The sequence below is a fragment of the Vibrio splendidus genome (assembly GCF_001557875.1).
Classification (GTDB): Bacteria; Pseudomonadota; Gammaproteobacteria; order Enterobacterales; family Vibrionaceae; genus Vibrio; species Vibrio splendidus_F.
Map to the genome: position 1 here is coordinate 141,857 of NZ_LNRF01000008.1, position 19,464 is coordinate 161,320.

At 43.3% G+C, this 19,464-nt stretch carries 17 protein-coding genes; 11 read left to right on the forward strand and 6 right to left on the reverse strand.

Annotated elements, in window-relative coordinates:
• Positions 1–53: 53 nt before the first annotated feature.
• Entirely contained in the window at positions 54–242 is a 189-nt protein-coding gene (locus ATB74_RS17640; protein ID WP_244267560.1) for a hypothetical protein, read from the reverse strand.
• Positions 243–383: 141 nt separating this feature from the next.
• Here ATB74_RS17640 and ATB74_RS17645 point away from each other — a divergent pair, with 141 nt between their 5' ends.
• A complete protein-coding gene (locus ATB74_RS17645; protein ID WP_061019295.1) occupies positions 384–1,196 on the forward strand; it encodes an AraC family transcriptional regulator in 813 nt (270 codons plus the stop codon).
• 86 nt (positions 1,197–1,282) lie between these two features.
• Here the strand turns inward: ATB74_RS17645 and serC are convergent, their stop codons facing one another.
• The gene (serC, locus tag ATB74_RS17650; RefSeq protein WP_017065411.1) at positions 1,283–2,377 is read right to left on the reverse strand and encodes a 3-phosphoserine/phosphohydroxythreonine transaminase; all 1,095 of its coding nucleotides are present in this window, start codon (positions 2,375–2,377) and stop codon (positions 1,283–1,285) included.
• A 163-nt stretch (positions 2,378–2,540) separates the two neighbouring features.
• Entirely contained in the window at positions 2,541–3,803 is a 1,263-nt protein-coding gene (locus ATB74_RS17655; protein WP_061019296.1) for a DUF945 family protein, read from the reverse strand.
• Between the two features lie 183 nt (positions 3,804–3,986).
• Between ATB74_RS17655 and ATB74_RS17660 the strand changes: the two genes are divergently transcribed.
• The 3 genes from ATB74_RS17660 to ATB74_RS17670 all read left to right on the forward strand — a co-directional run bounded on the left by ATB74_RS17660 (position 3,987) and on the right by ATB74_RS17670 (position 7,251).
• A complete protein-coding gene (locus ATB74_RS17660; RefSeq protein WP_061019297.1) occupies positions 3,987–5,930 on the forward strand; it encodes an ATP-binding protein in 1,944 nt (647 codons plus the stop codon).
• Positions 5,923–6,420: a response regulator gene (locus ATB74_RS17665; protein ID WP_060982738.1), complete on the forward strand. Its 498-nt coding sequence runs from the start codon at positions 5,923–5,925 to the stop codon at positions 6,418–6,420. Before ATB74_RS17660 ends, ATB74_RS17665 begins: the two co-directional genes overlap by 8 nt.
• A 288-nt stretch (positions 6,421–6,708) precedes the next feature.
• A complete protein-coding gene (locus ATB74_RS17670) occupies positions 6,709–7,251 on the forward strand; it encodes a hypothetical protein (protein ID WP_060982739.1) in 543 nt (180 codons plus the stop codon).
• 131 nt (positions 7,252–7,382) lie between these two features.
• On the opposite strand, the gene ATB74_RS17675 is transcribed toward ATB74_RS17670, so the two are convergent.
• Positions 7,383–7,964, reverse strand: a complete 582-nt coding sequence (locus tag ATB74_RS17675; RefSeq protein WP_060982740.1) for a TfoX/Sxy family DNA transformation protein — start codon at positions 7,962–7,964, stop codon at positions 7,383–7,385.
• 353 nt (positions 7,965–8,317) lie between these two features.
• Between ATB74_RS17675 and ATB74_RS17680 the strand changes: the two genes are divergently transcribed.
• The 5 genes from ATB74_RS17680 to ATB74_RS17700 all read left to right on the forward strand — a co-directional run bounded on the left by ATB74_RS17680 (position 8,318) and on the right by ATB74_RS17700 (position 13,876).
• Positions 8,318–9,238, forward strand: coding sequence for an HDOD domain-containing protein (locus tag ATB74_RS17680; protein WP_060982741.1), 921 nt, complete (start codon positions 8,318–8,320; stop codon positions 9,236–9,238).
• A 54-nt stretch (positions 9,239–9,292) separates the two neighbouring features.
• Positions 9,293–10,198: a lysine exporter LysO family protein gene (locus ATB74_RS17685; protein WP_060982742.1), complete on the forward strand. Its 906-nt coding sequence runs from the start codon at positions 9,293–9,295 to the stop codon at positions 10,196–10,198.
• 174 nt (positions 10,199–10,372) lie between these two features.
• Positions 10,373–10,900, forward strand: coding sequence for a hypothetical protein (locus ATB74_RS17690; RefSeq protein WP_017065407.1), 528 nt, complete (start codon positions 10,373–10,375; stop codon positions 10,898–10,900).
• A 118-nt stretch (positions 10,901–11,018) separates the two neighbouring features.
• Positions 11,019–12,662, forward strand: coding sequence for a pyridoxal-dependent aspartate 1-decarboxylase PanP (gene panP, locus ATB74_RS17695; protein ID WP_060982744.1), 1,644 nt, complete (start codon positions 11,019–11,021; stop codon positions 12,660–12,662).
• A gap of 359 nt (positions 12,663–13,021) precedes the next feature.
• Positions 13,022–13,876, forward strand: a complete 855-nt coding sequence (locus ATB74_RS17700; RefSeq protein WP_004734686.1) for a MurR/RpiR family transcriptional regulator — start codon at positions 13,022–13,024, stop codon at positions 13,874–13,876.
• Between the two features lie 104 nt (positions 13,877–13,980).
• On the opposite strand, the gene ATB74_RS17705 is transcribed toward ATB74_RS17700, so the two are convergent.
• On the reverse strand, positions 13,981–15,282 hold the full coding sequence (locus ATB74_RS17705) for an iron-containing alcohol dehydrogenase (RefSeq protein WP_061019298.1): 1,302 nt from the start codon (positions 15,280–15,282) through the stop codon (positions 13,981–13,983).
• Positions 15,283–15,688: 406 nt separating this feature from the next.
• Between ATB74_RS17705 and ATB74_RS17710 the strand changes: the two genes are divergently transcribed.
• Both ATB74_RS17710 and ATB74_RS17715 read left to right on the forward strand, forming a co-directional pair.
• Positions 15,689–15,952, forward strand: a complete 264-nt coding sequence (locus ATB74_RS17710) for a GrxA family glutaredoxin (RefSeq protein ID WP_009847069.1) — start codon at positions 15,689–15,691, stop codon at positions 15,950–15,952.
• A 247-nt stretch (positions 15,953–16,199) separates the two neighbouring features.
• Positions 16,200–17,882, forward strand: coding sequence for an aspartate:alanine antiporter (locus ATB74_RS17715; RefSeq protein ID WP_017630384.1), 1,683 nt, complete (start codon positions 16,200–16,202; stop codon positions 17,880–17,882).
• A 326-nt stretch (positions 17,883–18,208) separates the two neighbouring features.
• Here ATB74_RS17715 and fabV read toward each other — a convergent pair whose 3' ends face one another.
• A complete protein-coding gene (gene fabV, locus ATB74_RS17720) occupies positions 18,209–19,411 on the reverse strand; it encodes an enoyl-ACP reductase FabV (RefSeq protein ID WP_061019299.1) in 1,203 nt (400 codons plus the stop codon).
• Positions 19,412–19,464 lie beyond the last annotated feature (53 nt).

Here is a 19,464-nt window from a genome sequence, read left to right on the forward strand (position 1 = left end):
CTCTTCCTTCTTACCTGAAACTTATTTGCTGTGTCATACAAGCTAAAGCCAACTTATTGCTCGCCCAGTGATGCAAATACCGGAATCGCCGCCAGTACTTCCATGGTGTGTTCTGTGCTTTTTAAGTAACGTGTTTCGCTGTCGGAAACCAATACATGACGCTGATAACCTTCAGCTTTCGGAAACTTAGTTAGCACGGTTTCGAGCGATGTTTCGCACTTGTTTTGGTTAATGCCTTCAATATCAACTTTGAATAGTAGTTGGTTTTCTTTCTATATTTCAACTTGATATCGCATACGTGCACCCTCATTACTTCATTCACTCTGCCGAGCATGATAGCCTAGTCCCGCCACGTCAGAATAGGGATATAAAGACAGTTAACCATGCCAAACCGCCAAATAGATTCTCACTCCGGAATCATCACCTCAAATGAGATGATGGTCGCTAATCCTAATTCACCAGCGTTAGTGAAGACCATCGATATGCCCAAGGGCTACGTCGATGCAATGCACCAACATACGTGGCATCAAGTGATCTTCCCACTCAAAGGCCTATTGCAAACGAAAACCGAGTACTACCAACATCTTGTGCCCCATACTTCTGCTTTGTTTGTGCCTGCAGGGATTCAACATGAATCTATCGCATTGAGCCATACGACGTTTGTCGGTATTTACCTTAATCCTGACTTTGGGATCAAGTATGAGCCTCAAGTGCGAACCATTACCCTGACGCCGTTTTTAAATGAGTTATTACAGGAAATTCGCAGACAGTGCGAAGGGTTAGTGAGTGGTGAAGAGGTATCGCGATTGCTCTCGGTATTGCACGATCAGATCATGAAAGACAACGTTCAGACCTATCAATTGTTGCTACCCGAAGACCGACGTTTGAAGCTTATATTTGAAGCGCTGACAGATGCACCAACGTTGAACTTTTCGTTGAAGGAATGGGGAGAGAAAGTCGGCGCATCAGAGCGAACCTTATCGCGCTTATTCTCAAAAGAGTTCAATACGTCATTTCAGTTATGGCGACAACAAATCCGACTGATTTACTCATTGTCTTTGCTCGATGAAGAGTTCTCAATCCAGAACATTGCTGATCAAGTCGGTTATCAAAACGACTCGTCTTACATTAAAGCCTTCAAGGCGTCTTTTGATGTAACGCCACAACAGTTTCGTTTTAATGGTCGAAGACGGTAATTAGGCCTCTATATTTTCACCTTCTATAGGAAACCAAAAGAGGAGCCTAAGCTCCTCTTTTCATTGGTAAACATCGAACTCGCTTATTAAGCGTATTTCTCTTCGAAATCTTTCATGAAGCTAACTAGCGCTTGAACACCTTCCAGAGACATTGCGTTGTAAAGTGAAGCTCTCATTCCACCTACTGCTCTATGGCCTTTTAGTGACTTCAGACCTGCAGCATCAGCCAATTCTAGGAACTTGCCATCTAACTCAGGTTTCGCCAGTTGGAACGGCACGTTCATTCTAGAACGGTTTGCAGTGTGAACATCGTTTTTGTAGAAAGCTGAGCTATCGATTGCATCGTAAAGCAGCGCTGCTTTCTCTTTATTCACCAATTCCATCGCTTCAACGCCACCTTGAGCTTTCAGCCACTTGAACACAAGGCCTGATAGGTACCAAGCATACGTTGGTGGTGTGTTGAACATTGAGTCTTTTTCAGCAAGTACTTTGTAGTTCAGAATACTCGGCAACACGTCGTTTGCGAGTTCGAGTAGATCATCACGCACGATTGCAATGCAGATACCAGCTGGGCCAATATTCTTTTGCGCACCGGCGTAGATAACACCGTACTGAGACACGTCGATCTTACGAGACAGAATGTTAGATGACATATCCGCAACGATTGGCTTATCCGTTTGAGGAAGCTCGCTGATTTCAATACCATCGATGGTTTCGTTTGGACAGAAATGAACGTACGCCGCTTCTGGATCGATTTTCCAATCTTTAGCTGGAACAACCGCTGCTTTGCCATCAATTGACGTCTTCGCGTTGAATACATCGATTTCACAATATTTGCTCGCTTCAGTTACTGCGCTTTCTGCCCAGTAACCCGCATCGATGTAAGTCGCTTTCGTCGCATCGCCTAAAAGGTTTAGAGGAACAGCAGCGAATTGAGCACGAGCGCCCCCCTGACAGAAAAGAACTTTGTAGTTGTCTGGGATGTTCAGAAGATCACGTAGGTCCTGTTCAGACTCGTCAGCAACTTGAATAAATTCCTTGCTGCGATGGCTGATTTCCATCACGGAAGTCCCTAAACCATTCCAATCAATAAAGTCCGCTTGCGCTTGTTTCATTACCGGTTTAGGCAGTGCAGCTGGGCCAGCACTGAAGTTGAATACGTTATCTAATGTAAGTTCCATGGGGATGATTGCTCCTGCTAAATAATAACTATGCAAGTAATACCATGTTTTACCCAACATAAAAACAACAAAAGAGGTCTTAAGACCTCTTTTGTTTTGTACCGTATAAAATGTTTAAGCTTAACCTGCTAAATCACCCTATCAGTATTCAATCCTGCTCTGTTTATTGAACAAAAACCGGCATAATTAGGGCGATTAATGGAATTTCTTGTCCATTTTCGAACACTAGGTTTCCATTTTCTAAGTCAGCGCTGATTTCATAACCACTTTCTGTTTGCTTGATCATTTCCATCACAAGCAATTCATCGATACCTTCACGGATGAATGGGTATTCTTCAACAAGCTCATTTGAGAAGCTAGAGTGAACGTTGCCCGCTAATGCAGGCATGATCATCGAAGGGTTGCTGCTGATATTTTCTGTTCCTTCCGGTACGCTCACCAACCACTTAGATTCGAATTGACCCTTGCCTAGTTCTAGCGACATGTTGTTCATTGAAAGGTCAAAGCCTTTAGCAAACAGGATATCGATAAATGGAATAATCTCTGCGATGTCTTCTTGCGTCAGCACTGGATTAGATTGGTAAATCTCAAAGATTTTCTCAAAAGACTCGCTATCCAATTTCGATATTTCAAAATCAACATTTAAGTTGTTCAACTGACCTTCACTGGTCTCGACATTTGCGATATCCAGTTTAAGATTGCTGCGCAGGCGCTTAGTGGCTTCATCTAGGTGCGATTCAAAATCGTACTTAGAATTTTCAATGGTCATGAATGGCTGCATTGCAGAATCTGAAACCAAGAAGCTATCGATAGTAAAATTCTGGGTTCCTAACCAGTAGCCTTTCGCTTGTTGCCCTGAACCAACACCTTTCAAGTTAGACAGCGTTACCTCTTCACCGGTTTCGAAATCAATTTGAACTGAAGGAATAGAAAGCTCGTAATCAACCTGCCCTAATACAGTAGCATGGCCAGAAAGATTCGATTTAGTGATCGATACCGAAGTACCATTCTCATCAGAGCCTTGATGATTGAACTGGCTTAACTCGAAGTTAAAGTCAGTGTTGCCGTTTAGCTCAGTGCTAGTTGTCAGAGTTAGAGGCAGAATATCAGTATTCTCAAACGTCGACAGTGCATTTAGGCTCACCAAACCGTGGCTAACCGCACTATTGATGACAAACTCACTCGGCAGGCCATCGATCGCAAGTTGCTCTTTCAGGTTTTCATCCGTCACAGTTAGACGAGTGGTTACGTTGGAAGACAAGTAACCTCTATCGTATTCTACGATCTCAGCTTGAATGCTTGAATTGTTAAGCTTTGCAACGCCATCGGTAATCGCATTTTGTCCAATTTGTCCAACCGCTAGCGGCCAGCAAAGTGCTAATGAGATTGCTCCGCCAATTGCACCAATTTTTCTTAACTGTTCCATGAGTTCTCTTTCTACACTAGTCTGTTTTTTTTAGTCTAACCCATCAGTAGCAAACAAGAAACATTGAGTTAAATCAGTCTATTGCTCGATACTTCAATTGCCTCAGTAAATTAAAGGCTAGCTCTCATCCTTACTGAGCAGTTCTTGCTAGGCTAGAAGCGTCGCTACTACTAAGGTTGAACTGTGAATCAATACGCTGTTATCTGCTTGGACAATAATCCGGTTAGCATTGAAAGAATACGTTCGGAGCTGGCTCCATTAGCTTCTGTATTCGATATTTATACTGCCGAGAACATAGAAGACGCGCACCAAGCATTAGAAGATATCCATGATCACCATCAAACCGTTGCCTTGGTGATCACCCATCATCATTCTGAATTTAATGGCGTGCAATTTCTTATTGAACTGGAACAGCTGCCCCATAGTAATACCGCAAGAACGATACTAGTCAGCGCCTCGTCAGACATTCAATCCATTCTGACCGCAGTGAATGAAGGCCGACTCAACCACTGTCTAACCAAACCAGTTCAAGATCAGGTTCTGTTCAAATCAGCGCAAAAAGAGCTAACGTCTTTCGTTATCCAATACGACTCCGAAAACCTGTTGTCTTACAGCGGCGCATTGGATCAACAGCGCTTACTCAGAGCCCACATCGAGCAAAAGATTCACTCTTTTCAATCGGGTTTTATTCACGACTACCACCAGCTTTCTGATAATGCACTTGCAGAACGTGTCGTTAGCGCCTTACAAGATGTATTTTCAAAAGATGACAAAAACAAGGCTATCCGTGACTACTCCCCTGAACATCTACTCACTGTTGAAGGTGAAGACAATCGCTTTTTATGGCTAATCATTGAGGGGGAAGCTGCGCTCTACAAGAAAGATGAGTTGGGGCAACAGCGAGAAGTGGTACGTCACTCCAAGGGGAACATTGTCGGCGGGATGTCATTCGTTACCGGTGAGCCCTCCTTTTCTACCGCGATAACCCTAACGCAAACACGCGTTATCAAACTGGATAAAGATAGCTTTGCTCAGGTTATGCATTCCAACAATACGCTGCTGCCATTATTTACCAATCTACTGCTCCGTCATTTCAATCGACGTTTGCAACGCAGCATCACCAATAAGATCAAACTGCAGCAAACATTAGAATCATTAGAGTCTGCGCATCAACAACTGATTGAGAAAGAGAAAATGGCGATGCTCGGGCAGCTTGTCGCGGGAGTTGCACATGAGCTGAATAACCCGATTGCAGCCATATTAAGAAGCATCGAAACTTTGTCAGAACATCTCGACCAGATATTGGCAAACCTATCCGTTCCTGAGTCCAATAAAGGGACTGACGTACTTGCACATTCAAAGTTAGCTAAGCCACTGTCGACGGCTCAAGAAAGACAGCTCGTAAAACATCTTACGTCGACTATTGATGACCGAGCTTTAGCCAAAAAGGCAGTGAGACTAAACCTAAGTCAAGATTCTTCGGTACTAGGCACCTTGAAAGAGTCCCCTGTCGCAGGCAAAGAACTGCTTAATGACTTAGAGCATTACCACTATGTTGGAAACTCTATCCGCTCAATTCAAGTGTGCAGCAAGCGTATTGCCGACATGGTCAAAAGCCTAAAAAGCTATGCCCGGGAAGATGAAGAAGTTCGTCACTACACAGATATCCACGAAGGGCTTGAAGACACCTTAGTGATCTTTGAAAACAGGCTTAAACATCACCAACTCGAAAAGCATTACGACACTAACTTACCGCCTTTATTGTGCCAGTCGCTCTCGCTGCAACAAGTGTGGACGAACCTCATCTCCAATGCACTTGACGCCCTTTCCGAACGAGGAAAAGTGTCCATTACTACCTCTCAACAGACAAAAGGCGACGACACGTTTCTTGTGGTGAAAATCTCCGATACTGGTCACGGGATTGCCAAAGAAGACATCAACACCATTTTCAACCCAAATTTCACAACCAAAAAAGAAGGCAACTTTGGTTTAGGGATTGGGTTATCCATTTCACAACAAATCGTTTCGGCTCATCAAGGGTTTATTTTGGTTGAGTCTGAGGTAGGTAGCCATACTCACATGCAAGTGTGGCTTCCATTCAAACAAGAAGGAGCACCTCATGAATAAGTACTTAATTTTATGTGTCGATGATGAACCTGAGGTCCTCAACAGTGTCCTTCAAGACTTAGCTGTATTTGAAGAGAACTTTATCGTGGAAGGTGCAGAATCGGTTGACGAAGCTAAACAAGTAATTAAAGAAATGGGACAAGATGGTATTAAGCTCGCGTTAATCTTATGCGACCACATCATGCCAGAAAAGACCGGCATCGATTTCCTGATCGAACTCAACCAACACGGCGCAACTAAGCCAACACGTAAACTGCTGCTCACCGGACAAGCTGGGCTGGAAGATACCGTCACGGCCATTAACAACGCTGCACTTGATTTCTATATTTCAAAACCTTGGCAAGGCGACCAACTGAGAGACACGATTACTCAACAATTGACCGACTATGTCATTGCCAACGACAAGCAATTGCTTAACTGGACTTCGATCTTAGATACCGAGCGCATACTGACTTCAATGGCGGATAAACGCACCAGTTTTGGTGAATAGCACTAATTAGTTAATGGATACTGAGAAAAGCAGCATCCAATATAAGAACCGTCCGAATACATATAAATTTTGGATAATTCGCTCGTCTATTTTCCTTATTCGCCCTAAAACATGAGATCTCCGTTGCAGACTGATCCTTAATTTGCTTATTTTTTAACTAAATGAGTAAGGATTTACATTTTAAAGGATTACTTTTCCGTGAGTTAGATTAAACTGTCTCAATGTTTATGGTTTGCCGATTTGTCTCAAACCAAAGGAATTAACACTAACTATAGGTTTACGGTCGTTATGCGCAAAATTCTACTTACTACCGCTATGCTATTGGCTTCTGGTCAAGCGCTAGCTGTTGATGAACAACCACAAGTAATGAGCAACTTTAACTATGATTACTTTGAAGCACGTATCGGTGCTAGCCCAGTAACATTTGGTGGCGCGTTCAGTAAGTCAATTCACCCGAACGCTCACGCTATAGCTCGTATCGATTCTGAATTTGAAGGTGATTACGACTCTGCTGTAGGTCTTGGTTTCCACGCTCCGTTAAACAACTGGGCAGACCTAACAGGTGAAATGCTAGCTCGTATCGTTCAGCCTGAGAACTCAAGCTCTACTGATATCGGTATGGAAATCAACATTGGTGTTCGCCAATGGCTTGGTCCACAACTAGAAGTTGGTGGTAAAGGTGGTTACGTTTCTATCGATGACAACGATGATTGGACAGGTTCTGTTTACGCGCGTTTCCACTCTACAGAGCTTTTCTCTCTTGGTGCTGAAGCTCGTATTAACGACTTCTACGGTGACCAACTTATGTTCACAGCTCGCTTCAAGTACTAATACTTAAAGCCAAGCTAGCTCTTAATGAGCACTTAGCCTCTCAAATTTGCTAAGACAGAAACAAAAAAACCGAGGACATTCCTCGGTTTTTATTTATTAACAGTAATCTTAAGCATATAAGGCAAACTTCTTTAGTGGCAGCTCTTTAGTAATTGCTGCTTGCGTGGCTCTTGTAATAGTTTCCAGTGAATACCATCAATTGCACCCGCAAATTTCCAAAGTAGTTTTAGGTCAACATCGTTTCCGTACGCTTCGCGAACCTTATTAAACACTTCAGGCGCGCCCAACTGCATAAACATTGAAACATCATCCACTCCCGCCTTTTTAACCATGCGCTCTAATGTAAGTTGCATGTTTGGTAGATCTCTTAATCTGCGGCTAGCTGATGACTTCTTGAAGCTACGCTGCTGAATTGAATTATCGATTGAAGTACGAATAATACAATCCAATTCAGGATGTTCACATGTAAACAGATCAGTAATATCGTAGTAGTTTACGGTTGCTGTTGTCTGTTTTTTTACATGACGATACTTTTCACAATCAAGATCGGTCAGTTTCTTATCTAATGACTTTCCACCTCTAATGAATAAACAACCTTCACTCAATAAAGCGAACATAGCGTCATTTTGAAAGAGGCCAATACCTCCAAACATAGAACGTTTTTGATGCTCACCAAATTGATTCACGTAATTAATAAATGCTGTCTCGGTCATATCCGTTGATCCTTAATCAAATTACCCCGATTAGGTTGATCACCAGACAAGCAGCTTTTTATGCGAAAAATTTTTATCTATTTAATATTTAGGTGAATATTATGATTTCGTTTTTCACCTTGAAATAAATCATACTTCGAAAAGAAAAATAAGTCTGGACTTAGTTCACATCAATCAATTGAGCATTCTGGTTTTTCATGATTCACATCACACTAAACTATCAAACCATGCTTGAATTTTGACACTCAGTGATACACCGGTTCAAATTATTAAAGGTTATGTCGTCGGATGAGTATTGCCTCCCTGCATCCTGGCTTGTAAAATGGAAGGACATACATGTTTTTACTTTTTATATGAATCATTTATCGTTTTTCTGGCTACCACAAAATAAGGCTCTTCTCCTAAAGGGTCTAGAATCAGAGTTTGCCCAACTTGTTGGCCATTCTATCTCAGCGGGAAAAATAACACTTCCTCCTATCCCTAACGTCGTACTGAAAATTCAAAAGCTTTGTACCCTAGACTCAACCGGAATTGCCGAAGTTGCCGAGTGCTTACTCGAAGATCCAGGCCTCACAGCTATCGTCATTCGCGTGGCTAACTCCGTTGTTTTCAACAGACGCAACATTACTTGTGTCGATATTATGACGGCCGTATCACGCCTTGGTATATTAAGAGTGCGTGACATCGTTACGGCTCAGGCTATTGAACAACTCAAACATTCAGTCAATCTAAGTAAAGAGTGTAATGAGTTATTGGTTCAGAGTGCTTCTGTGTCAAAAGAGCTAGGCGCAACCATGGTATTAGTTACCAACGGCTTCAAAGAGCTCTCCCCTATTGAATACCGCTACCTTGAACATGAGAAGTCACTGCTTGTTGGATTACTCGCTGACATTGGCTTGTTCTGCTTGGTTAGCGAATACCACCTTTACCTTGAGAACGGCAATTACCTAGACCACAATATCGCCCTACAAATATTCCAAGGCCAGTGCTCTGCGACCAGTAAATTGGTACTTAACCGTTGGGGTTTCGACAGCGACTTTATTGATGTGTGTAGCAATACCATCAATAACCATGAACAGCGTGAAGTGTCTTACTTGGATATCGCTCGAATCGCTAACCACCTGCTGATGTTCAGAAACAAGGACGAGAACATCGATGATCACGAAGTTGAACTCAACGTGACTGGTGCAGAGGTGCTTTATAAATTAAGCAACTTGAGCAAACGTGATTTTAATGCAAAGCTAAGCGACGTGATCAATACTAGCGGCTTCTAAGTCACTGTTAAATTACAAGTAAATGCAATATGAAATAAATGCAACGGGGAAAGCATGTTTACAGGGATGATCTTTATATTTGCGCCACTCGTCGTGGGGTATCTTTTTTCTATTTCAAACACTCAAACGCTAGAATTCATCAACCGCTCAACATCGCGGTTGATCTACGTGATTCTCGCGTTAATGGGGCTAAGCTTAGCCGCTCTTGATAATCTAGGCACTAACCTGCAGACAATCCTTCTTTATACCGCCACTTTCTTTGTCTGCTTAAGCGTCTGTAACCTGATGGCTCTGCCCGCTATTGATAAGTTACTGCCACTCAAGACTGACAGCAGTAACAAGAAACTTCCCCTATCTTCTATGGCCATGGAGTCTGCCAAGCTGATCCTTGTGGTGGGTTCAGGCCTTATCGCTGGTTTAGTACTGCCTATTAGCCTTGATTGGGTTGATACCGCAAGCGAATGGATTCTGTTTGTTCTTCTCTTCTTTATCGGCATTCAACTGCGTAATAGCGGGCTGACACTTCGTCAGATCCTGCTCAACAAACATGGCATGTTCATCGCAATCACGATTATCACTACCTCAATGCTAGGCGGTGTGATCGCGGCTTATATTCTTGATATTCCTCTTTTCAAAGCCCTAGCTATGTCTTCTGGATTTGGCTGGTACTCTCTGGCAGGTATCTTGATGGGTGACGCCTTTGGCCCTGTCTATGGCGGCGCATCTTTCATGCTTGAGCTATTGAGAGAGTTGGTTGCCTTGGTACTGATTCCAGTACTGATTCGCAGCTATCCATGCACTTCCATTGGTTATGCTGGTGCTACGGCGATGGACTTCACCCTACCGGTCATTCAAACAACAGGCGGCGTCCGATGTGTGCCTATCGCTATCGTCAGTGGCTTTATCCTAAGCTTGCTTGTTCCGATATTGATGTTGTTCTTTGTATCTCTTGCTAACTAGATCGCAGGAATAGCGTTTGTTTTAGATTAGAATGCAACTCGAATACCAATGCCCAAGACACCGATACAGTTACCGAAATAAAAAGACACTAAGTGTCATTGCTCAACAAATAACGATCACGGTAACCTGTAACGACAAAGTTATAAAAAGAATAAACTTACAAAAGGAACCACTATGAAACGCCTTTGCGTCGCATTACTGCTAGCTTCAACTTCTACTTTCTCTTTTGCAGCAGATTCAATGTCTGAGACAAACCAGTGCCAAGCAAAAAAATATGATGCGTACATCGACGCTTCTTTGAATTGGTATGCCGACCTTGCTGCATTAACCTCTGAGCAATATCCAGAACTAACAGAAGTCAGTGAGTGGTTCCTAGAAGGTCGTAAGCACCACTTCGAGCTTAATCGTGCTGCGGTTAACTACTACCTTGTGAACGATTCAAGTAAAGTGGCAACAGAGCAACCTGTAGAAGGTTGGTTGCAACTAGAGCAACACGACATTAAAACGCTATCCACACGTGATGATGAGCTTGGTAAAATCGCGAAAACAACGTTCGACGACCGCCAATCAACGCCTCACGCTCAAAACTACGAGCTACGTTCGGCCTTTGCAGAGCTGCTTAGTCACCCTAAGCAAATCGACTCTGCGCTGCAGCGCTACAACCAGTCGATTAGTAAACTAGAAGCGATTAAGTGTAAATAACCCCTAATTTAATAGGCTTTTTTGAGAAGTTGGATTTCATAATTAAGACGGGACATTGTTCCCGTTTTCGTTTAGATTGTCCCGCTCGCGTCAATATTAGAAAAATAACTCGCTTGCTATGGTTACGGAACAAAAAACAGCAGATGTTAGCTTCGACAGTCTTCTACGTATCTTCACGGTACCTGAAGGCCCAGATTCAACACTCACTCAAATTGAAGACAAACTTTCACGAAACCTGAATCAATTCTTACGTGAACACATTGTGGCTGAAGAAAAGCCGCTGCGTGAAATTGAGAAAGATTTTTCAAATGCTCATATCCCAGAGCAGCCTGAGTTTGTTTCTGAACATACTGAGCATCTCCTCGATTCTCTTGTGTCTCATTCGGTTCACACGTCTTCGCCAAGTTTCATTGGCCACATGACCTCTGCTTTGCCGTACTTCCTGATGCCGCTTTCTAAAATCATGATTGCGTTGAATCAGAATCTAGTAAAAATAGAGACTTCAAAAGCTTTCACTCCCCTAGAACGTCAAGTTCTGGGCATGTTACATCGCCTAATTTATCAAGATAGTGACCAGTTTTATTCTCGTTGGATGCATAGCGCAAACCACTCTTTAGGTGCGTTTTGTTCTGGTGGTACCATCGCGAACATTACTGCGCTTTGGGTTGCACGTAACAACGCACTAAAAGCGCAAGGTTCGTTCAAAGGTGTGGAAAAAGAAGGCTTGTTTAAAGCCATGAAGCACTACGACTACGAAGGCCTAGCCATCTTAGTCTCTGAACGTGGTCACTACTCTCTGAAAAAAGCCGCGGATGTCCTTGGTATTGGTCAAGAAGGTCTAGTGTCTGTTAAAACGGATAACGACAACCGTATTTGTACGGATGATCTCCGACTCAAGATTGAGCAGCTCAAACAGAACAAGATCAAACCTTTCGCCGTCATTGGTGTGGCTGGTACCACCGAAACTGGTAATATCGACCCACTAAGAGACATTGCAGAGGTGTGTGCCGAATCAGATTGTCACTTTCACGTTGATGCAGCTTGGGGCGGTGCGACTCTGATGTCGAACAATCATCGTCACTTACTGGATGGTATTGAACTGGCGGATTCTGTCACCATCGATGCTCACAAGCAGCTTTATATCCCGATGGGTGCTGGTATGGTTTTGTTTAAGAAACCAGATGCGATGACAGCGATTGAGCATCATGCTCAATACATTCTTCGCAAAGGCTCAAAAGATCTGGGGAGCCATACATTAGAAGGTTCTCGTTCTGGTATGGCAATGCTGGTTTACGCCGCAATGCACATCATCAGCCGCCCTGGATACGAACTGCTAATCGACCAGAGTATCAACAAAGCGCGCTACTTTGCCGACCTGATTAAAGAGCAAAGCGACTTCGAACTGGTTTCTGAACCTGAGCTTTGCCTACTGACCTACCGCTATGTTCCTGAAGCCGTAAGGTCAGCATTGCTTAAGGCTGATCCTGAACAACGCGTAGAGCTGAATGAACTTCTGAATGAACTCACTAAGTTTATTCAGAAAAAACAGCGTGAAACGGGTAAGTCGTTCGTATCTCGTACTCGCCTAAATCCTGAAGCGTGGACTCATCAGCCAATCATCGTTTTCCGCGTGGTGTTAGCAAACCCACTAACGGGCAATGATATTCTCTCTTCAGTGCTTGAAGAACAGCGTGAAATCTCTAAACTAGCACCTAACTTGATGGGCAAAATCACCAAACTGGTTACGCAAATCAACGCATAGTCATTCAATTTTAGTTGCATCAAATTGAAAATTTATTTCTTTTTGATGTAACTAAGCTGTCAGTTCATACTCAATTTGCATTCTTTTTGTTCAAAGCCTCTTCCAATTCTGTAGTTTTCTAAAATTTTGTTGAGGTTTGTCATATTCTTAAGCATTGATGCCGTGTTTTTGTATTAGTGAATAGTATGTTGGGTTTATACTGACTCTATGGTGCTAGTTAGCTTGATATCTATTTGATGCAGCAGTATTTACGATACCGAACATAAGTTTGGTTTTGTGTTTACTGATATTTGTCTCAGCCATACCCCCTGGTAAAAGATATTAACTAGCAAGTTGTTCTCTATACCCTTGTGAACACTATGAATACATTAGAAAAAATACAAAAAAACCTGGAAAATTTTAGCAAGTCTGAGCGTAAGGTAGCCGAAGTAATTATGGCTTCTCCTCAAACTGCAATTCATTCTAGCATTGCTACCTTAGCTAAAATGGCTGACGTAAGTGAGCCTACAGTTAACCGCTTCTGTCGTCGTTTAGACACAAAAGGCTTCCCTGACTTCAAACTTCACCTAGCTCAAAGCTTGGCGAACGGTACACCTTATGTGAACCGTAATGTTGAAGAAGATGATGGCCCGGATGCTTATACGCATAAGATTTTTGAGTCAACTATGGCTTGTCTAGACGTTGCGAAAAACAGCCTAGATGCAATGCAAGTTAACCGTGCAGTTGACTTACTGACTCAAGCAAAACGTATTTCGTTCTTCGGACTGGGTGCCTCTTCTGCTGTAGCGAAAGATGCTCAAAACAAGTTTATCCGTTTTAATATTCCAATCACTTGTTTCGAAGACATCGTGATGCAACGAATGAGCTGCATTAACTGCAGTGACAACGACGTGATTGTTCTTATCTCTCATACCGGTCGCACTAAAAGCCAAGTTGAGATTGCAAACCTAGCACGTGAAAACGGCGCGACAGTTATTGCCATCACAGCGAAAGACTCTCCACTAGATAAGGCAAGCTCTCTGTCTATCTCATTGGATGTGCCAGAAGACACTGACGTTTACATGCCAATGGCAAGTCGTGTTGTCCAGATGACGGTTATCGATGTATTAGCAACCGGCTTTACTCTACGTCGTGGTTCTGGCTTCAGAGAGAATCTAAAGCGTGTCAAAGAGTCACTTCGTGATTCACGTTACGAGAAATACTCTCAGTTCTAATCTGCTTAGTCATGAACTGAAAACAGATGACCAGAGAACAAGTTAAATTAGAAAACGGAGCCTAGTGCTCCGTTTTTATTTGTCTTTTGATACGATGAATACAGCTAGATAGTCCAACTATTTCCCTTCTCAACCACACTGTTCTCAGAGGCATAAGAGTTGATAATGGTAAAACTCGATTCCGCAGTTTGAGGCTGGTTGATAAGTTCATCCTGATCCAGTAGCGCTATCTCACGGTAATTACTGCCGCAACTGCACTCTTGGCAAACCTGCTCTAAAATATGAACTAGCCTCTCTTGATTCAACGGTAGAGGGTTTCCTTTTATCGCAACTGACTTCAATGCATCTGCAGATACCTCATCAAACTGGGCTTCACAAACACCAAATTCCAACAAGTTGGGTAATTTAAGTGTATCTAACACTTCAGATAACCAAGAAATTGCCTCTTCTTCTTTCGCCTCGACGTTCCCCGTGACTATCTGAGCGATTCGTTGATAACGCACTAAGATATCGCTTCTTTGCTGCTCTTTCGCTACCGCTATGTTCTCTAACATCACAAATGGCGCTAAGCGCGCGGTAATCACACTGTGAGGCGCAGAAATCTTACCGCCTAACGCAGAAGCTAATCCGTGTGCGGCACCAAGCTTTGCATTAGTGATTGCCATTCCACCAAGCATTGAAGCAAAAGCGAGATCAGAACGCGCTTGAGGTTCATCATAAATACACGCCTGAATTACCGAACTACTCAGCTTACGTAATCCTTCTTCGCAGATCATATCGGTCAGTGGGTTCGGTTCGCCACACACGTAGGCTTCCATTAGATGAGTAAAGGCATCCATCGCACCTCGCCCAGATAAATACAGATTAGTTCCATGAGTTAGGGTTGGGTCGACAATCGCAACGTCAGCCAGCATGTCTGGACTTCTAAGGCTGATTTTCACTTGGTCTTGGCCTGATTTCAGCACCGCATTTTTAGTTACCTCGGCGCCGGTACTCGCTGTGGTTGGGATAGCGATAAACGGCAGAGGTTTGGCTTTAAGAGGTACATTACGCCCGACAACTTCGACATAGTCATATAAGTTGCCTTGATTAGGTAAAACCGCAGCTAGCGCTTTTCCCATATCGATGGCACTGCCGCCGCCCATTGCGACCACCATGTCTGGCTTGAATCGACGTGCAGACGTGGCAGCCTCTTCGACCATTTTGATATTAGGTTCACCGGAAACGGCAATGTGCTGATAACGCATGCTCTGTGCATCTAGATAGTCAGTAACAATTGAGGTGCGCTCCAATGTATTACCAGTAACCAATAGCACACTGTAGCCATATTGATTAAAGAGAGACAATGAAGCGGAAAGTGCTCCATCACCAAAGATGATCTTTGTAGATGTCATAAATTGAAACATGGTGCCTCCTGCGCCTATGACCGAACAAAACTGCGAACTCTTGGTTGTTGGAATTTAGCCTTTATATCGTGCATCAGTATTAAGATGCCTCGTTCTGTATGAGCTTTTTTTGACGAGGTGCAACTTGTCGCATTAAAGATGAATTAAAGTCGTATTCTTAGGGGTAATTCACACTCTTAAATTAAGGGTAATCAATCTAGATACCCATCAGAAATCAACATGGATCCTTTTTGTGACCATTATTTGCTCTGATAGACAAGACCTATTGTATTAAGAGGCAATTCCATCTTTATTTCCCCATGGCATTGAGGCATAGTTGGTTTCAAGAAATTTTGAGTGGCATTCATTAAAGAATAGTTAACATCATTGAGTTAACGAGCCTCATCCCGTATTTAGGAGAAATTAAATGTTTGTAGTTATTTTTGGTCGCCCTGCTTGCCCATTCTGTGTTCGTGCAAAAGAGCATGCTGAAACTCTTAAAGCTAAACGCGATGACTTCAACTACCGTTACGTTGACATTCACGCTGAAGGCATCAGCAAAGCTGACCTAGAGAAGACTGTCGGTAAGCCTGTAGACACAGTGCCACAAATCTTCATCGATCAAGACCACATCGGCGGCTGCACAGAATTTGAAGCATACGCAAAAGAAAACCTAGGTCTTTTCGACTAAGCTAAGATTTCTCAAATGAGAATGAGGCTCAAGCCTCTGACAGATGACAAATTTAAGAGTCTACTGTACGATTTATAGAAAGCCCGCTCACTGTAGCGGGCTTTTTTATGGCCAGTTTTCATACGAAATAAGAATAAGGTCAAAATCAAGTAAATTAGCAAAATATCGCTTATAATTTATTTATATTTAGATACAATTCACCTCTCAAACTTACCCTGTGTTTCACGCCAATTATTGAGCGACCACTGTGAATATCGACGTTGTTTTTCTGTTAGAACAAAACCCCATTCTCCTCATCTTTGTTGTTTTATCGATTGGATTAGCCATTGGTAAAATTCGTTTCGGTAGCCTCCAACTCGGCAATTCAATCGGTGTTCTGATTACTTCCCTTGTCATGGGACATCTTGGCTTTTCATTTAACGCCGATGCGCTAACCATTGGTTTCATGTTGTTTATCTACTGTGTTGGCATTGAAGCTGGGCCAAACTTCTTCGGTATTTTCTTTAGAGACGGTAAGCACTACCTCATTCTGAGCCTTGTGGTACTTTCTACAGCTATTGCCCTAACCTATTTCAGTAGTCATTACCTTGGCCTAGGGTTTGGTTTATCCGCTGGTATGATGGCTGGTGCTCTTACTGCAACCCCTATCTTAGTGGGTGCGCAAGACGCATTGAATTCAGGGCTCGCTGAAGTACCAAGAAATATGGATCTGAGCCTGATTATCGAGAACCTTTCTGTTGGTTACGCGATGGCTTACTTGGTTGGCTTAATCAGTATGATTATGTTTGCCCGCCTGATTCCCAAGCTTCAAAAAGTAAACCTACACGACTCGGCTGAACAGATTGCTCAGGAACGCGGTTTGGGTGCTTCTGGTCAACGTAAGGTTTACCTACCCATTATTCGTGCTTATCGAGTGGGCCCAGAGCTTATCTCTTGGACTGATGGTAAGAACCTGCGTGAACTGGGCATCTATCGCCAAACAGGCTGTTACATCGAGCGTATTCGACGTAATGGTATTCTTGCCCACCCAGATGGTGATGCAATCCTGCAAGAAGGCGATGAAATCGCATTGGTTGGTTTCCCAGACAGCCACGCTCGTCTAGACCCAAGCTTTCGTAACGGTAAAGAGGTTTTCGACCGTAACCTACTCGATCTACGTATCGTGGAAGAAGAGATTGTCGTCAAAAGTGACAGCATCGCAGGTAAACGCTTATCTGACTTAAACCTGTCTGAATACGGCTGTTTCCTTAACCGCGTAGTACGTGCTCAGATTGAAATGCCGATGGACTTAAACATCGTGCTTTCTAAAGGTGATGTATTACAAGTGAGTGGCGAAAAGAGTCGTGTCCACGGCCTAGCAGAGAAAATTGGTTTCATCTCAATCCACAGTCAAATGGCCGATTTGATGGCCTTCTGTAGCTTCTTCATTCTGGGTATTTTGTTTGGTTTGATCACCATGACATTCGGTCAGGTTTCGTTCGGGCTAGGTAACGCAGTAGGCCTTCTTCTTTCAGGCATCATGCTTGGTTTCCTACGAGCTAACCACCCTACTTTCGGTTATGTGCCTCAGGGTGCGTTGAATATGGTCAAAGACCTCGGTTTGATGTTCTTTATGGTCGGTATCGGCTTAAGCGCCGGTGGTAAGATATTTGAGCATTTAACCCAAGTCGGCCCTCAGGTCATTGGTATTGCTCTGGTGGTGAGTGTGCTGCCGGTATTCTTCGCTTACTTAGTCGGCGCTTACGTGCTGAAAATGAACCGCGCGCTGCTGTTTGGTGCGATCATTGGTGCGCGAACCTGTGCTCCAGCAATGGACATCGTAAACGACCACGCTCGCTCAACGATTCCAGCGCTAGGTTATGCGGGTACTTACGCGATAGCCAATATATTGATGACCTTAGCTGGTACTTTCATCATCATCATTAGCTAGCTTATTCAGCGTCATAGATTAGATATTTTAAATGCACTAGTTCATATTTGGATTAGTGCATTTTTTATGACTTCTTTTCTCTCACTTGTTCTTAGAGCTCTTCGAATCCCATATCCGCTCCTAAATCTTTTCGCATCTCGCTACTCGTATCCCTTATCTGCTCTTAATCTTTTCGCATCTCGCCACTCGAATCCCGCATCTGCTCTTAAATCTCTTCGCATCCCGTCACTCAAATCCCACATCCGCTCTTAAATCTCCGAGCTAAATAACAGACAAAAAAATAGGCGCTCAATGAGCGCCTATTCGTTTAGATTCGATAATTTGAATTAGATGTCAGCTACATCAAATTCAACAGCTGGGTTAACCTCAGCTTCGTAATCAACACCTTCAACACCGAAACCGAATAGCTTCAAGAACTCTTCTTTGTACTCTACGTAGTCAGTCAGTTCTTTTAGGTTCTCAGTTGTGATTTGAGGCCATAGGTTACGACAGTGATCTTGAATGTCTTCGCGAAGTTCTAGGTCATCTAGACGTAGACGGTTTACGTCATCAACTTCTGGAGCGCTACCGTCTTCTTTGTATAGACGTTGGCTGAACATACGGAAGATCTGTTCCATACAACCTTCGTGAATACCTTCTTCACGCATCTTCTTGAACACCATAGCGATGTAAAGAGGCATTACAGGGATTGCAGAGCTTGCTTGAGTCACAACAGACTTAAGAACAGCAACGTTTGCAGTACCGCCAGTTTGGCCTAGTTTCTCGTTAAGCGCTGACGCTGCACGGTCTAGATCCATCTTAGCTTTACCTAGCGCGCCATCCCAGTAGATTGGCCACGTTAGTTCAGTACCGATGTAGCTGTAAGCAACAGTCTTACAACCATCAGCTAGAACACCCGCTTCAGATAGAGCATTGATCCAAAGTTCCCAATCTTCACCGCCCATTACAGTAACAGTATCTTTGATCTCTTCTTCAGTAGCAGGCTCAACGCTTGCTTCGATGATCATGTCTTTGTTTGTATCAACCGCAGTTGATGTGTACGTTTCACCGATAGGTTTTAGAGCTGAACGAATCACTTCGCCAGTCTCAGGCATTTTACGCACTGGAGACGCCAGTGAGTACACAACCATATCGATTTGGCCTAGATCTTCTTTGATCAGGTCAATCGTTTTCTGTTTCGCTTCGTTAGAGAAAGCATCGCCGTTCAGGCTTTTTGAATACAGGCCTTCTTCTTTAGCTAGCTTGTCGAACGCTGCTGAGTTGTAAAAACCAGCTGTGCCCGGCTTTTTCTCAGTACCGGCTTTCTCAAAGAAAACACCGATAGTTGAAGCGCCGCCACCAAATGCAGCCGCAATACGTGAAGACAAGCCGTAGCCACTTGAAGAGCCAACAACTAGTACACGTTTAGGTGCGTTTGCGATTGGGCCTTGAGCTTTTGTGTAAGCAATTTGTTCTTTTACATTAGCTTCACAACCGACTGGATGTGTTGTAGTACAGATGAATCCGCGAATTCGAGGTTTGATGATCATATTCAACTTCCTTAAAAAATCAGGTTAAGGATAAAAGTTTCGTACGCAAATGG